The following is a 13,688-nucleotide window of genomic DNA, read 5'->3' as shown; positions in this document are numbered from 1 at the left end:
CTATGACCATTCGCTGGTTTGCCGCCGCACTGCTGGCCGGCAGCATCATGTCCACCCAGGCCCATGCAGAGACGCGGTTGTTGCGCGATCCGGCAGTGTCGGACAACGCCCTTGCCTTCGCCTATGCGGGCGATATCTGGATCGCCAATCGCGACGGCAGCAACCCGCGCCGGCTCACATCGCATCCGGCGGACGAGCGCGATCCGATCTTCTCGCCCGACGGCAGCATGATCGCCTTCACCGCCAATATCGATGGCAATGACGATGTGTTCGTGATCAGCGCGAATGGCGGCCCGCCCAAGCGGCTGACCTGGCATCCGGGCAATGACCTGGCGGTGGACTGGGCGCCCGGCGGCAAGGCGGTGGCGATGGTTTCTGCGCGTGAGCGCCGCGCGGGCCGCGCCGGCCAGCTTTACCACGTCGCGCTTGATGGCGGCCTGCCGAAGAAGGTTTCCGAAGCGCGCGTCGCATCAGGCAGTTATGACGAAACCGGGCGGATCTTTGCCAATGTTCCCGGCTGGATGGCCTATAACGGGCTGGCTGGCGGCAGTTCTGGCTGGCGCGGCTATCGCGGCGGAAGCAGCCCTTCGATCCAGCTGATCGATTTCGCGGGCGGCACAGCCTCCACCATTCCCGGCGATCGCACCACCGAATTCGATCCGGAATGGATGGATGGAAAGCTCTATTTCCTTTCCGATCGTGACGGCAAGGTGTTCAACATATTCCGCTTCGATCCGGCAGATGGCACGCTGGTGCGCGTTTCGAACGAAACGGTGTGGGATATTCGCCAGTTCGGCGCACATGGCGGCGAAATCGTCTATGAGGCGGGCGGCGAGCTCAAGCGGCTCGATCCGGCCAGCGGTGCGGTGTCGCAGCTCAAGATCACGCTCAACGCCGATTTGCCGCAGCGCCAGCCCGGCTGGAAAGACGTTAGCGGCAATGTGACCAGCGTTGCTCTTTCACCTTCGGCCAAGCGTGTCGCAGTGACTGCGCGTGGCGAGCTGTTCACTGTGCCGACCGACAAGGGATCGACCCGCAATATCTCGAACAGCGCAGCGGTGCGCGATTATACCGGCATCTGGTCGAATGACGGGCAGAAGCTGGCCTATATCACCGACAATGGCAGCGGGCAGGCGCTGGTGATCGAGGATCAGAGCGGCATCGAAGCGCCGCGCCGGATTGAGCTGGGCGGAGATTTCTATCAGCTGGTCGAATGGGGCGGGGATGGCAAGCACATCGTTTATGCTTCCAACAGGCTGACGCTTCACGCGCTTGACTTGGCCAGCGGCAATTCATGGCAGATCGCCACAAGCGACCGCCGCAACGGCGATTTCGATGCGGCGATCTCGCCCAAGGGTCGCTGGGTGGCCTATACCACTCGCGGGGCGGCGAATAATGCTTCGCTGGAGCTTTATGATCTGGCCGAGCGGCGCAGATATCCAGTGACCGGCGATTTCGCCGATATTTCCTCGCCCACCTTCTCGAAGGACGGCAAATTGCTGTTCTTCGCAGCCTCCACCAATGCCGGATCGCAATTCGCGGGTCTCGACATGACGACGCAGGAGCGGCCCTATCGCGCGGGCATCTATGCCGCCGTGCTGGAAGCAGACGGCAAGAACCCGCTGGGGCCGGTGCTCGCCAATGAGGAAGCTCCCGAAAAGGACGAGGGCAACGGCAAGGACAAGAAAGACAAGGGGGACAAGGGCGACAGCGGCGGCAAGGGCGACAAGGGCGATGACAAGGCTGTCGCAGTAGCCCCCGCCGGGATCGCTGACCGCATTGTTGCACTGCCGGTTCGTGAAGCGGCCTATTCGGGCATCGCGACGGGTAAGGATGGTGCGCTCTATCTGGTTGAATCGGTGCAACCCGGCATCACCGCTGGCCCGGAAAGCGGGCAGGAAGATTCCACCCTGTTGCGCTTCGATTTCGAAGAACGGGAAACGAATAATCTGCTGAGCGGCGTGGTCGCGGTATCCACCGATGCGGCGGGCGAAAATCTGCTGATCCAGAAGCACGACGAGACTCTGCTCACCGCCAAAGCTGGCGAAAAGCTCGAGCCCGAGCCGGTCGATCTGTCCGGCTTGCGGATGCTGGTCGATCCCGCTGCTGAATGGAAGCAGATATTCGGCGACGTGTGGCGCATGGAAAAGGCATATTTCTATGCCGAGAACATGCATGGGCTCGATTGGGATGCGGTGCGCGCCCGCTACGAACCGCTGTTGGCGCATGTCGGGCGGCGCGAGGATCTGAACGAGCTGCTGGTCGAGATGATTGCCGAAATGCAGGTCGGGCACAACCGTGTGGGCGGCGGCGATGTCTATGACAATTCCTCTGCCCGGCCGGGCCTGCTCGGCGCCGACCTTGCAATCGAGAACGGGCGATACCGGATCAAGCGAATCTTTGCCGGCGGGCGCTGGAACCCGTTCCAGGCGGCTCCGCTAGCCGCGCCGGGTGTCGATGTGAAGGAAGGGGACTATATCCTCGCGATCAATGGGCGCGAGCTTGGCCCGGATGACAATATTTATGCTGCCTTGTCCGGCTCTGCCGGTGGGCAGGTGGCGCTGACCGTTTCAGCCACACCTGGCGGCACCGGGCGAACTTCGGTGGTTGAACCGATCCGTGATGAGGGACAGCTGCGGTTGTGGGCCTGGATCGACGGCAATCGCGAGCGTGTCGAACAGGCAACCGGCGGCAAGGTGGCCTATGTCTACATGCCCAATACCGCCGATGCCGGTTACACCTTCTTCAACCGTATGTATTTCGCCCAGACCGACAAGCAGGCGCTGATCCTGGATGAGCGGGCAAATGGCGGCGGGCAGGCGGCGAATTACGTGATCGACGTTTTGAATCGCAAGTTTCTGTCAGGCTGGAAGGATCGCGAAGGGCTGACCTGGTCCACGCCGGGTGGCGGAATTTGGGGCCCCAAGGTGATGCTGATCGATCAGGACGCGGGTTCGGGCGGTGACTGGATGCCCTATGCCTTCCGGCAATCGGGCATCGGCACGCTGATCGGTACTCGCACCTGGGGCGGGCTGATCGGGATCAGCGCCAATCCTGACCTGATTGACGGCGGTTTCCTGACCGTGCCGTTCTTCCGGTTCTACGATCCGAACGGACGTTTCTCCATCGAGAACGAAGGCGTTGCACCGGATATCAGGGTTGAGCTTGACCAGATCGCGCTGGAGCAGGGGCGCGATACTCAGCTCGAGGCGGCGATTGCGGTGGTGTTGCAGCAGCTCGCAGAAAATCCCCCGGCGCAGCACCCTGCGCCCCCGGATCCGGTCGAACTGGGGCAGTGAGGGCGGCTGTGGCGCAATGTCGGGCGGAATTAACCGCGGCCAATGCTTTCATATGTAAAGCCTGCAGCGCGCATATCTTCAGGTTTGTAGATATTCCGCAGATCCACGAGCAACGGCGTTTTGGCGAGCGATTTGACCCGTTCAAGGTCAAGCGCCCGGAAGGCGTCCCACTCGGTTACGATCACCACCGCATCGGCGCCTTCGATCGCGGCATAGGGGCTGCTGCACATGGAGACATCGGGCATTAGCGGGCGCGCCTGTTCCATGCCCTCTGGATCGTAGGCTGCAACGCTGACCCCGGCATCGGCCAGCGTCTGTGCGATCGCGATTGCGGGCGAATCGCGCATGTCGTCAGTGTTCGGCTTGAAGGTGAGGCCGAGCAGGGCAACCTTCTTGCCGCGCGCGGCATTGGCACCGCCCAGCGCGTCAATCACCTTGCGGCCCATCGCCCGCTTGCGGCTTTCATTGGCCTTGACCACCGCCTCGACGATGCGCACCGGGCTGTCATAGTCTTCAGCGGTCTTGAGCAGGGCGAGCGTGTCCTTGGGAAAGCACGAGCCGCCATAACCCGGGCCAGCATTGAGAAACTTGGCGCCGATGCGGCCGTCCATCCCGATTCCGCGGGCAACATCCTGCACATTGCCGCCGACCTTTTCGCACAGATCGGCCATTTCATTGATGAAGGTGATCTTGGTCGCGAGGAAGGCGTTGGCGGCATATTTGATCAGCTCGCTCGAACGCCGGTTTACGAACAGGATCGGCGATTCGTTGAGGAACAGCGGGCGATAGACCTCGCGCATCACCTCGCGCCCGAAATCTTCCTCCGCGCCGATCACGATCCGGTCGGGCCGCTTGAAATCGCCGATTGCCGCGCCTTCGCGCAGGAATTCGGGATTGGAGACGACCGCGACCTTGTGGCTCGTCCCGCTGGCCCGGATGATGCGCTCCACTTCGTCGCCGGTGCCCACGGGCACGGTCGACTTGGTGACCACCACTGCGTCATTGGCAAGGCTGGCGCCCACTTCCTCGGCGACGGCATAAACGAAGGAAAGGTCCGCATGGCCATCGCCCCGGCGGCTCGGCGTGCCCACGGCGATGAAGATCGCGCTGGCGCCCTTGATTCCTTCGGCGAGATCGGTGGTGAAGCTGAGCCGTCCTGCCTTCACATTGCTTTCGACCAGCGCATCGAGCCCCGGCTCGTATATCGGCATCACGCCCTGATGCAGGCGATCGATCTTGCCCTGATCCTTGTCGATGCAAACGACGTCATGGCCGAAATCGGCGAAACATGCGCCTGAGACCAGGCCGACATAGCCCGATCCCACCATTGCGATCTTCATGAAGTGAGTTCCTTGTGCTTGATCTTTATGCAGCTTTCCTTTTCGACCGCCTGGATGGTGCGCCGCTGGCTGCCTTCGAGCACCAGCGCGGTCAGAATGCCGCTGCGAAACGCACCGGTGTCGATACCGATACGTTGGCGTTTGTATTCGACTTCGTCGAAGATGGTGTGTCCGTGGACTATCACCTTTGGCAATGGCCCCTTGTGGCGCAGGAAGCGTTCGCGAATCCACAAGAGGTCGCTGCGGCGCTGCTCGTCGAGCGGCAAGTGCGGATCGATGCCGGCGTGCACGAAGGCATAGTCGCCAGCCACAATCATGTTTTCGAATGCGGCCACGAAATCGCGATCCTTGCCAGGAACCAGGCCCTGCAGGCGCTCGAACAATTCTTCGAGCGACAACTGGCGATATTCCTTGCGCGGCAGGCCATAGCTCAGGATCGTCTCGCGCCCGCCGTGCTTGAGGAAATGGCGCAGAACTTCCGGATCGGCAAAGGATTCGAGAAACATCTCTTCGTGGTTGCCAGCCAGGATGCGCACTTCGCGGGCCTTTTGCCACTTGCGCGCGCGTTTGATTACCCCGGCGCTGTCAGGCCCGCGGTCAATCAGATCACCCAGCAGCACGATGCGGGTGGTGGCAGGCGGATTGGCCGAATCATCTTCTTCGATTGCGGTGATCAGCCTGTCGAACAGGTCGAGCCGCCCATGGATATCGCCGACCACATAATATCGTTCCCCACCCGGCACGCGCGGGTTCGATGCACGCTCCTGGCTGCGGCGGAAGAATTTGTCGAAGGGGGCTAGAATCATGGTCCAGTTGCAATCTTGTCGCGCTTCAGGGCCTTAGGCGAGGCGCGCGTGATCGGCAACCGAGTGGTGGGAAGTGGCACAGCATGTCCGCACTGGTGCCAAAAATCCACACTTGACCAGCTTCGGGGAAACTTGCGCAATTTGTCTTGTGCAATGCAGCAAAAACATGCACGATTATTGCGTTTCCGGATGAGATTGCCCGTTTGAAGAGGTAACCGGCGGATACGCAGGTGGGACGAAGCAAAAACACAACACAAGGAAGTTGTCATGCTCACGTCCATTCGCGGCCTTACTGCTGCAAGCTTTGCTACCGGTCTTGCTCTTTCAGCAGCGCCGGCTCTGGCCGAAACCATCGATATCGAATCTTATGATCCGGTTGCGGCCAATTCCAATATTTCCTTCGAAATCGTTGACTCCGAGTCCGCTATCGATCTTGATCGCGCCTTGGCCGAGATCGATGTTGAAGCAGCCAGCAAGATCGGCGCGGAAAGCGACATCACACTGTCGGCAAATGTCGCCCTGGTGACCGATTACCGCTTCCGCGGTGTCTCGCTTTCTGGCGGTGATCCGGCCATCCAGGGTGGTTTCGATATTTCGCATTCGAGCGGGTTTTATGTTGGCACCTGGGGGTCGTCGATCGACGGCGGCAGCGCATTTGGCCAGCTGGAGCTTGATCTCTACGCCGGTTGGGGTGGTAACCTGGCCGAAGGCGTCTCCTTCGATATCGGCCTGCTTTACTACATGTACCCGACCGATGGTGATGCCCTGGTCGACGATTTCAACGTCAACTACTGGGAGCCTTATGCCTCGCTCGGTTTCTCGATCGGCCCGGCGTCTGCCACGGTTGGCGTCGCCTATGCGTGGGACCAGTCTTCGCTTGGCGATGAGGACAATCTGTATGTCTATACCGACCTTGAGGCAGGCCTGCCCGGCACTCCGCTGACGCTGGCCGCGCATCTCGGTTACACCGATGGCGTGCTGGCGCCCCCGCTGCTGGCTGGCGCGCTTGATGATACCGGGTTTGACTGGTCAATTGGCGCTTCGGCGGAAGTAGGCGCCTTCTCGATTGGCGTATCGTATATCGGTGTCGAAGGGCCAAGCATTGACGGCTTTACCGATGACACGGTGGTGGCAACGCTTTCGGCGAGCTTCTAATCGGTCAATTCCAGCGCGGCTTGGCTGTCGCGGCTGATTGCCAGAGAAGGGCGCAGGCGATTTACGCTTGTGCCCTTTCTCTTTCCTGGGGGCGCAATCAATCGAGCGCGAAGTTCACAGTGGTGACCACGCGCACCTTTTTATACGGTGTGTCGCTGACGCCCCAGCCGCCGCTGTCGCCGTCGCGTGCTTCGATCGAGAAATAGCCCTGCGTGGCGTTCTTGATCTCGCCCACGCCCGCGCCGCTATCCTGCGCGAATTGTTCGGCAGATGCGCGCGCATCGCGGGTTGCCTCGGCCACCATCTCGGGCTTGATGTCGTTGAGCCTGGTAAAGCTGTAAGCCATGCTTGACCCTTCCTCCAGGAACACGCCCCGGTTGACCAGATCGAACTGCTGCGCCACCGCCTTTTGCGCGCGCTCGATATCATCGCTGCGCAGCGCCATGCGCTGGCGCACGGTAAACTGAGTGATGCCCTCATTTGTGTAGCTCGAGACATTGGCCCCGGTTGGCTGCAGGGCGTCTTGCGGGAAGCCTAGCTCGCTGAAGAAGTCCCTGATCGCTTGCGTATCGCTGCGCATCTTGGCCTGTGCCTGGGTGAGACTGGGAGAGGTTGCGGAATAGGATATCGTCCAGGTGGCAAGGTTTGCCACAACGTCGCGTTCGGCCAGCCCGCGCACGGTAACCGATCGGTCGGCTTCCTTGGCCCGGAGTAGCCCGTCACCCAGCAGATAGCCGCCGACGATGAGCCCCAGCGAGCCGATCAGCGCGGTGCCGAACCAGCGCAGTGTGACGGGATCGCCCAGGAATGCGCCAGCTTTTGTGTCGCTTGCGGGTTGCACGGCAGGCTCGTTCATCGCATCTTCCTTCCAAATCGATTTGCACGACAAGCCGTGCATTATCATCGATGAACCGATTTTGAATGAAAGGTGCCGAGCATGGTCAAATATCTTCACAGCATGATCCGGGTGACCGATCCCGATGCCACGGTGGCGTTTTTCAACCTGATCGGGCTGGAGGAAGTGCGCCGCTTTGATGTGGAGGCGGGGCGGTTCACGCTGATCTTCCTAGCCGCGCCGGGGCAGGAGGGTGTGGCCGAAGTCGAGCTGACCTATAACTGGCCGAACGAGGATGGCAGCAAAGCTGAACAATATGGCGGTGGCCGCAATTTCGGCCACCTCGCGTACCGTGTCGAGAATATCTACGAAACCTGCCAGCGGCTGATGGATGCCGGGCACACGATCCATCGCCCCCCGCGTGACGGGCACATGGCCTTCGTCAAATCACCCGACGGAATATCGGTCGAGCTGTTGCAGGAAGGCCACCTGCCGCCGCAGGAACCTTGGGCGAGCATGGAAAACACCGGAAGCTGGTAGTTGCAGGGGCGCCGTGCCTTGGATGCGTCCCTACGCGCCTTGGTCATCCCAGGGGGTCATCCCCGGGCTGGCTGGTTGCCCTGATCCGAGCAATCCTCTTCGGGATGGGTGGTGGTCATCCGCAGCACGATATAGCCGAGCACCGCCGAAATGGCGGATCCGCACAGGATGCCCAGCTTGGCCTCGTCGATCAGCAACTGGTTGCCGGGGAAGGCGAGGCCGCCGATGAAAAGCGACATAGTGAAGCCGATACCGCACAAGATCGAGATGCCATAAATTTCCGCCCAACTCGCCCGGTCGGGCTTCTGCGCGAAGCCGGATTTGACCGCCAGCCACACCGCCCCAAAGATACCCAGCTGCTTGCCCACGACAAGCCCGGCAGCAATGGCATAGGGCAGCGGATCAAACAGCGCCTCAACGCCCAGCCCCTGCAGTGCGACACCCGCATTGGCAAAGCCGAATACCGGCACGATCAGATAGGCGCTCCACGGGGCGAGGTTGTGCTCCAGCTTCTCAAGCATCGAATTGCCGTCTTTGCGCATCATCGGGATCGTAAGCGCTGCAACCACCCCGGCGATAGTGGCGTGGACACCGGTATTCAGCACGCAAAACCACAGCACCAAAGCCAACAGGAGATAGGGCCACAGGACGCTCACGCGCGCTTTGCCAAGGCCAACCATCACGCCCACCACCACTACAGACGCGACCAGCCACATCACCTTGATTGTGGGTGTGTAGAACAGGGCGATGACGAGCACCGCCCCTATGTCATCCACGATCGCCACGGTCAGCAGGAACAGCCGCAGCGATGCCGGCACACGGTTGCCCAGCAGGCCCAGCACGCCCATCGCAAAGGCAATGTCTGTTGCAGCGGGGATTGCCCAGCCGCTGGTATACTGGCCGCCGCCCGATACCAGCATGTAGACCAGAGCAGGGACAAACATCCCCGCTCCTGCGGCAACCACGGGCAGGCGGCGTTTCATCGGATCGGCCAATTGCCCGGCGATGACCTCGCGCTTCACTTCCAGCCCGACGACAAAAAAGAAAATCGCCATCAATCCATCATTGATCCACAGGTGTAGATCATCGAGCTTGGCAATCGGGGTCCAGCGAAGATCCCCGTAGAACAGCTCTCGATACTCTTCCGAAAATGGCGAATTGGCCGCCAGCATGGCTGCCGCAGCGACCAGAATTAGCAGCACGCCAGCCGATGCATCGCTGACGAACAGCGCGCGCACCGGGGCAAAAAAAGAACGAAGCGGGTTGTAGCTGGAATTCATGACAGGGTGCGCTCTCACGGATTTTCTTCGCCGTTGCAAGGGGAGAATGTTCGAGTTAGTCTGCTAACTCAAGCGAGGGGGTCGCCTTGCCATTACTGGAACTGTCTACGTGGCAACTGCTGGTATTGTTCCAGCATGAGCTGCTGTTATTTGCTGGAATATTCTTTCTTGTCGGCGCGCTTGACGATGTTGCCGTGGATTTGTGCTGGCTGTGGCTGCGGTTGACGGGCCGCGCGCGCAGCGGCAAAATTGACAGTGCGCCGCTCGCAACTGCCGAGCTTGAGGGATTGGCGGCGGTCTTCATTCCGGCGTGGCAGGAAGCCAGCGTCATTGGTGACACGATCGCGCATGCATTGAACGCCTGGCCCCAGGCGGAGCTGCGGCTTTATGTCGGATGCTACCGTAACGATCCGGCTACAATCGAGGCGGTGACAACGGCGGCTTCAGGCGATCCGCGGCTGCGGTTGGTTATTCATGACCGCGCCGGTCCGACCACCAAGGCCGATTGCCTGAACCGGCTTTATCGTGCGCTGCTGGAGGATGAAGTGCGCACTGGCCTGCGAGCGCGCATGGTGGCGTTTCACGATGCCGAGGATATGGTTGATCCAGCCGCGCTCAAGCTGCTCGACATGGCGATTTCGCAGGCGGATTTCGTGCAATTGCCGGTGTTGGCGCTGCCGCAGGCAAGCAGCCGCTGGATCGGCAGCCATTATTGCGAGGAATTTGCCGAGGCGCATGGCAAGGCGCTGGTGGTGCGCGATGCGCTGGGCGCGGCTCTGCCGGCAGCGGGAGTAGGCTGTGCAGTTGCGCGGGACGCGCTGAAGCGGCTTGCGCGGGAGCGCGGCGGGGAGGGGCCGTTCGAGGCCGAATCTCTGACCGAAGATTACGAGCTGGGCCTGCGGATTGCAGAACTGGGCGGGCGCTGCCGCTTTATTCGTATGCGGCATCTCGATGGCGGGCTGATTGCCACGCGCGCCTATTTCCCCGCTCGGCTTGACCTGGTGGTTCGCCAGAAGACGCGCTGGATTCATGGCATCGCTTTTCAGGGGTGGGACCGGATGGGCTGGTATTCGGGCGCGGGCAAAGCGGGCCTTGCCGAACACTGGATGCGGATGCGCGACCGGCGCGGGCCGCTTACCGCGCTGGTGCTATTTGCCGGTTATCTGCTTTTGGCGCTTTCGGCGCTTGGCTGGGTGGTTGCGGCACTGGGCCATGGCGAAGCGGTTGCGTTATCGCCGACGCTCAAACTGTTGCTGGCAGCCAATTTCGCTGCGTTCTTGTGGCGGGTGATCTTTCGCTTCGGTTTCTCCGCACGCGAATTCGGGGTTAAAGAAGGGCTGCGCGCCGTGCTGCGTATCCCGATCACCAATATCATCGCGATCATGGCCGGCCGCAGGGCCCTGGTGGCTTATGTCCGCTCGCTGGTGGGGCATGGCGTGGTATGGGACAAGACCCCGCATTTCGATCATCCCAGCCGCGCAGGAGACCCGGCGATGACACGGGCACGGGCGCGCGGCCTGGCATGAGCATGCGTAGGAAGAATGCGGCGCGCACGCGGCGCGGACAGCCTCTGATCATGCTCGCGGTGGTTCTGTCGGTCTGGACTGGTGCCCGCATTGCCATGTGGGAAACACCATGGTCGACCATTGGAGGGTTGAGCGAGCTTGCCGCGCCGAAGCTGGCAGCCCGTGAAATTCCGCCGCCGCCCACCATCATTGCAGCGGAATTTCCGCAGCAAGCCGATGCAGGTTTAGTCAGGCAAGATGCACCGCCGAGGGCCGGTGACGCGATACGCGGCCGGCGGGCAACGCCGCCGCTGCAATGGAGCCAACTTGCCGCACCGCCGGTCCAGGGCAGTGACAGGGCTGAAGCGGGCCAGCAAATGCTGTGGTTGGCGGCGATGGCTCGTCTGCACCTGCCAAGTGAGTTCGAACCGCAACTGGAGCAGGTCGCCCGCCCCGGAGAGACTGCAACATTGGCGCGGAATCGCGATTATCCCCACACCGGCCGCTGGTCGCTCGATAGCTGGGCGCTGTGGCGTGAAGGATCGGGCAGTGCGCTGGTCTCGCAAGGCCGTGTGCCAACCTATGGCGCGAGCCAGGCAGGGGCGGTCTTGCGCTATAGCCTGGCTCCGGGCAGCAGCCGTGATCCGCAAGCATATGCCAGGGCCTATCGCGCATTGATCAGCGGCGGCGAGAGCGAGCTTGCGACGGGGCTTTCTGCGCGGCCGCTTGCACCAGTGCCGCTGCGTGTTCACGCAGAATTGCGGGTAACCGAATTCTCCCAAAGCACCGAACTGCGCCCGGCAGCCTTTGTCACCACCGAACTGCCGGTAATTCGCTTGCCCGCAGGCCTGCGGGCCGAGGCCTATCTTCAGGCCGGCTATGTGGCTGGAGAAGCAGCCACCCCCTTCGTCGACGGGCAAGCGCATGTGTTGCGTGGTGTTTACCGTTTTGACCTTGGTCAGCTGAGCCTTGGCGCGGCGGCCTGGGGCGGGGCACAGGAAGGCGCTGGGCGGCTCGATCTTGGCCCCAGCGTGCGGCTGGACATGACTATTGGCGAGACCCCGGCGCGCATCTCGCTCGATTACCGCGGACGCATAGCCGGTGATGCAGAGCCGCCTTCGGGTATGGCGCTGACGGTTTCGACACGCTTTTAAGCCGATACCGGCCTTCAGCGGCTTTAATCCGTAACCCTGCTGGGCTACGCGGGTTTCATGGATGTTTACCTGCCCATTGCGAATCTTTCCGTGAACGGTCTGCTGATCGTCGCGCTGGGCGGGTTGACCGGCGTCCTGTCCGGCCTGTTCGGGGTGGGTGGGGGCTTTCTCACCACGCCACTGCTGATATTCTACGGGATCCCTCCAACGGTGGCCGCCGCTTCGGCTGCCACGCAGGTCACAGGCGCCAGCGTTTCCGGCGTGCTGGCACATAGCAGGCGCGGCGGTGTCGATTATCGCATGGGGGCGGTGACAGTTGGCGGCGGTATTTTCGGCGCGTTGATCGGTGCCTTGCTGTTCCGCTTTTTCCAGGCGATCGGACAGATCGATGTGATCATCAACGTGCTATACGTGATCATGCTGGGATCGATCGGCTCGCTTATGCTGCAAGAGGCGCTTGCGGTGCTCCGCCCAAGCGAGGGCAAGGCCCCGCAAGTACGCAAGCGCCGTCATCACCCACTGGTGGCGGCGCTGCCGATGCGCTGGCGGTTCTATCGTTCGGGGCTTTATATTTCGCCCCTCGCGCCGGCCATACTGGGCTTTCTGATTGGCATATTGACCATGTTGATGGGGGTGGGCGGCGGGTTCCTGCTGGTGCCCGCCATGCTCTATATCCTGGGAATGAGCGGCAATGTGGTGGTCGGCACTTCGCTGTTCCAGATCCTGTTCGTGACCATGGCGACCACCATGGTGCACGCGCTTACAACGCAGGCGGTCGACATTGTGCTCGCCGGATTGCTGCTATTGGGGTCGGTCCTCGGTGCGCAGTTCGGCACGCAGATTGCGCTCAAGGCGCGGCCCGAAATCCTGCGACTGGTGCTGGCCGTGATTGTGTTGGCGGTAGCACTGCGAATGTTGTTCGGGCTTGGTGTGCAGCCTGACGAGATTTACACGGTGGCGCCGCTATGAGGGCGCTTTTGTTGATCTTTGCTGCGCTGATGCTGATGGGACAGCGCGACGCGATCCTGGTGCCAGCGGTATCGCAGAGCGAGGTGCAGGTGCGCCAGGGTTTCACCGGTACAGAACTGCTGCTCTATGGCGCCATCCTTGATCCGCGCGGCGGGCGTGCAGGTTCCGATTACGATATCGTGGTGGTGCTCAAGGGCCCGAGCGAGCCGATCCGGATCCGCGAAAAGGATCGCATCCTTGGCATGTGGATGAACGCGGAGAGTTCGGACTTCCGCTCTGCACCCGCGTTCTTCGCAGTCGCCGCTTCGCGCCCTGTCGACCAGATCGTTGATGAGCGTACGGCCGCGATCTACGAGCTTGGCACCCAGTTCATCCAGCTTTCGCCAACCGGGCAGATAGAGCCTGAAAAGCAGGCGCGCTTTGCCGCCGGCTTGGTTGATTTGCGCCAGCGCAAGGGCCTGTATAAGGAAGACATGGGCGGCGTCACGATCAGTGAACAAGTCCTCTATCAGGCCCGGATCGGCTTGCCATCGAATGTCACGACTGGCCAATATACCGCTGAAACCTTTGCCATTCGCGATGGCCTGGTGATTGCCTCTGCGATTGCGGAAGTCGAGGTGCGCAAGGTCGGCTTCGAACGCTTTGTCGAGCTTTTCTCGCAAGCCTATGCGCTGTGGTACGGGATGGCGGCAGTATTCCTTTCGGTCTCGATGGGCTGGATCGCGGGACGATTGTTTGCGTTCATATAACCTTAGCCGCGGTGCCATCGTTGACACGATTTTAACCTCGTCACGCTAGTCCACGC

Annotated in this window: 11 protein-coding genes; 7 read left to right on the top strand and 4 right to left on the bottom strand. The window is 61.5% G+C overall.

Annotated features, from left to right (window positions below; all coding sequences use genetic code 11):
• Positions 1-2 precede the first annotated feature (2 nt).
• Entirely contained in the window at positions 3-3,299 is a 3,297-nt protein-coding gene (locus tag ACX3VQ_RS03840) for a S41 family peptidase (protein WP_462579624.1), read from the top strand.
• 29 nt (positions 3,300-3,328) lie between these two features.
• Here ACX3VQ_RS03840 and ACX3VQ_RS03835 read toward each other — a convergent pair whose 3' ends face one another.
• A complete protein-coding gene (locus tag ACX3VQ_RS03835; protein WP_462579622.1) occupies positions 3,329-4,639 on the bottom strand; it encodes a UDP-glucose dehydrogenase family protein in 1,311 nt (436 codons plus the stop codon).
• The gene (locus tag ACX3VQ_RS03830; protein WP_462571445.1) at positions 4,636-5,445 is read right to left on the bottom strand and encodes a metallophosphoesterase family protein; all 810 of its coding nucleotides are present in this window, start codon (positions 5,443-5,445) and stop codon (positions 4,636-4,638) included. The genes ACX3VQ_RS03835 and ACX3VQ_RS03830 overlap by 4 nt, the downstream gene beginning before the upstream one ends.
• Before the next feature lie 267 nt (positions 5,446-5,712).
• On the opposite strand from ACX3VQ_RS03830, the gene ACX3VQ_RS03825 reads away from it, so the two are divergent.
• Positions 5,713-6,600 carry a TorF family putative porin gene (locus tag ACX3VQ_RS03825; RefSeq protein ID WP_462571447.1) on the top strand — a complete coding sequence of 296 codons (888 nt, stop codon included), beginning with the start codon at positions 5,713-5,715 and terminating at the stop codon, positions 6,598-6,600.
• 97 nt (positions 6,601-6,697) lie between these two features.
• On the opposite strand, the gene ACX3VQ_RS03820 is transcribed toward ACX3VQ_RS03825, so the two are convergent.
• Positions 6,698-7,456, bottom strand: coding sequence for an SIMPL domain-containing protein (locus ACX3VQ_RS03820; protein WP_462571448.1), 759 nt, complete (start codon positions 7,454-7,456; stop codon positions 6,698-6,700).
• An 81-nt stretch (positions 7,457-7,537) separates the two neighbouring features.
• On the opposite strand from ACX3VQ_RS03820, the gene ACX3VQ_RS03815 reads away from it, so the two are divergent.
• A complete protein-coding gene (locus ACX3VQ_RS03815; protein WP_462579621.1) occupies positions 7,538-7,975 on the top strand; it encodes a VOC family protein in 438 nt (145 codons plus the stop codon).
• Positions 7,976-8,031: 56 nt separating this feature from the next.
• Here ACX3VQ_RS03815 and nhaA read toward each other — a convergent pair whose 3' ends face one another.
• Positions 8,032-9,255, bottom strand: coding sequence for a Na+/H+ antiporter NhaA (nhaA, locus tag ACX3VQ_RS03810; RefSeq protein WP_462579620.1), 1,224 nt, complete (start codon positions 9,253-9,255; stop codon positions 8,032-8,034).
• 86 nt (positions 9,256-9,341) lie between these two features.
• Here nhaA and ACX3VQ_RS03805 point away from each other — a divergent pair, with 86 nt between their 5' ends.
• Genes ACX3VQ_RS03805 through ACX3VQ_RS03790 form a run of 4 tightly spaced genes read left to right on the top strand, consistent with a single transcriptional unit; the run spans position 9,342 to position 13,632 of the window.
• Positions 9,342-10,781 (top strand): glycosyl transferase family protein, encoded by a 1,440-nt coding sequence (locus ACX3VQ_RS03805; protein WP_462579619.1) that lies wholly within the window; start codon positions 9,342-9,344, stop codon positions 10,779-10,781.
• The gene (locus ACX3VQ_RS03800) at positions 10,778-11,914 is read left to right on the top strand and encodes a hypothetical protein (RefSeq protein ID WP_462579618.1); all 1,137 of its coding nucleotides are present in this window, start codon (positions 10,778-10,780) and stop codon (positions 11,912-11,914) included. The genes ACX3VQ_RS03805 and ACX3VQ_RS03800 overlap by 4 nt, the downstream gene beginning before the upstream one ends.
• Before the next feature lie 57 nt (positions 11,915-11,971).
• Positions 11,972-12,883 (top strand): sulfite exporter TauE/SafE family protein, encoded by a 912-nt coding sequence (locus ACX3VQ_RS03795; RefSeq protein ID WP_462579617.1) that lies wholly within the window; start codon positions 11,972-11,974, stop codon positions 12,881-12,883.
• Positions 12,880-13,632 carry a TIGR02186 family protein gene (locus ACX3VQ_RS03790; protein WP_462579616.1) on the top strand — a complete coding sequence of 251 codons (753 nt, stop codon included), beginning with the start codon at positions 12,880-12,882 and terminating at the stop codon, positions 13,630-13,632. Before ACX3VQ_RS03795 ends, ACX3VQ_RS03790 begins: the two co-directional genes overlap by 4 nt.
• Positions 13,633-13,688 lie beyond the last annotated feature (56 nt).

The organism is Altererythrobacter chaiwopuensis, assembly GCF_054957735.1.
The sequence above is the reverse complement of the archived record's forward strand: the minus strand, read 5'-3'. Positions and strand labels throughout refer to the sequence as shown.

What these genes read in the sequence shown, in the direction of transcription:
- ACX3VQ_RS03840 (WP_462579624.1), top strand. Translation starts at nt 3, where the DNA reads ATGACCATTCGCTGGTTTGCCGCCGCACTGCTGGCCGGCAGCATCATG.
- ACX3VQ_RS03835 (WP_462579622.1), bottom strand. Translation starts at nt 4,639, where the DNA reads ATGAAGATCGCAATGGTGGGATCGGGCTATGTCGGCCTGGTCTCAGGC.
- ACX3VQ_RS03830 (WP_462571445.1), bottom strand. Translation starts at nt 5,445, where the DNA reads ATGATTCTAGCCCCCTTCGACAAATTCTTCCGCCGCAGCCAGGAGCGT.
- ACX3VQ_RS03825 (WP_462571447.1), top strand. Translation starts at nt 5,713, where the DNA reads ATGCTCACGTCCATTCGCGGCCTTACTGCTGCAAGCTTTGCTACCGGT.
- ACX3VQ_RS03820 (WP_462571448.1), bottom strand. Translation starts at nt 7,456, where the DNA reads ATGAACGAGCCTGCCGTGCAACCCGCAAGCGACACAAAAGCTGGCGCA.
- ACX3VQ_RS03815 (WP_462579621.1), top strand. Translation starts at nt 7,538, where the DNA reads ATGGTCAAATATCTTCACAGCATGATCCGGGTGACCGATCCCGATGCC.
- nhaA (WP_462579620.1), bottom strand. Translation starts at nt 9,255, where the DNA reads ATGAATTCCAGCTACAACCCGCTTCGTTCTTTTTTTGCCCCGGTGCGC.
- ACX3VQ_RS03800 (WP_462579618.1), top strand. Translation starts at nt 10,778, where the DNA reads ATGAGCATGCGTAGGAAGAATGCGGCGCGCACGCGGCGCGGACAGCCT.
- ACX3VQ_RS03795 (WP_462579617.1), top strand. Translation starts at nt 11,972, where the DNA reads ATGGATGTTTACCTGCCCATTGCGAATCTTTCCGTGAACGGTCTGCTG.
- ACX3VQ_RS03790 (WP_462579616.1), top strand. Translation starts at nt 12,880, where the DNA reads ATGAGGGCGCTTTTGTTGATCTTTGCTGCGCTGATGCTGATGGGACAG.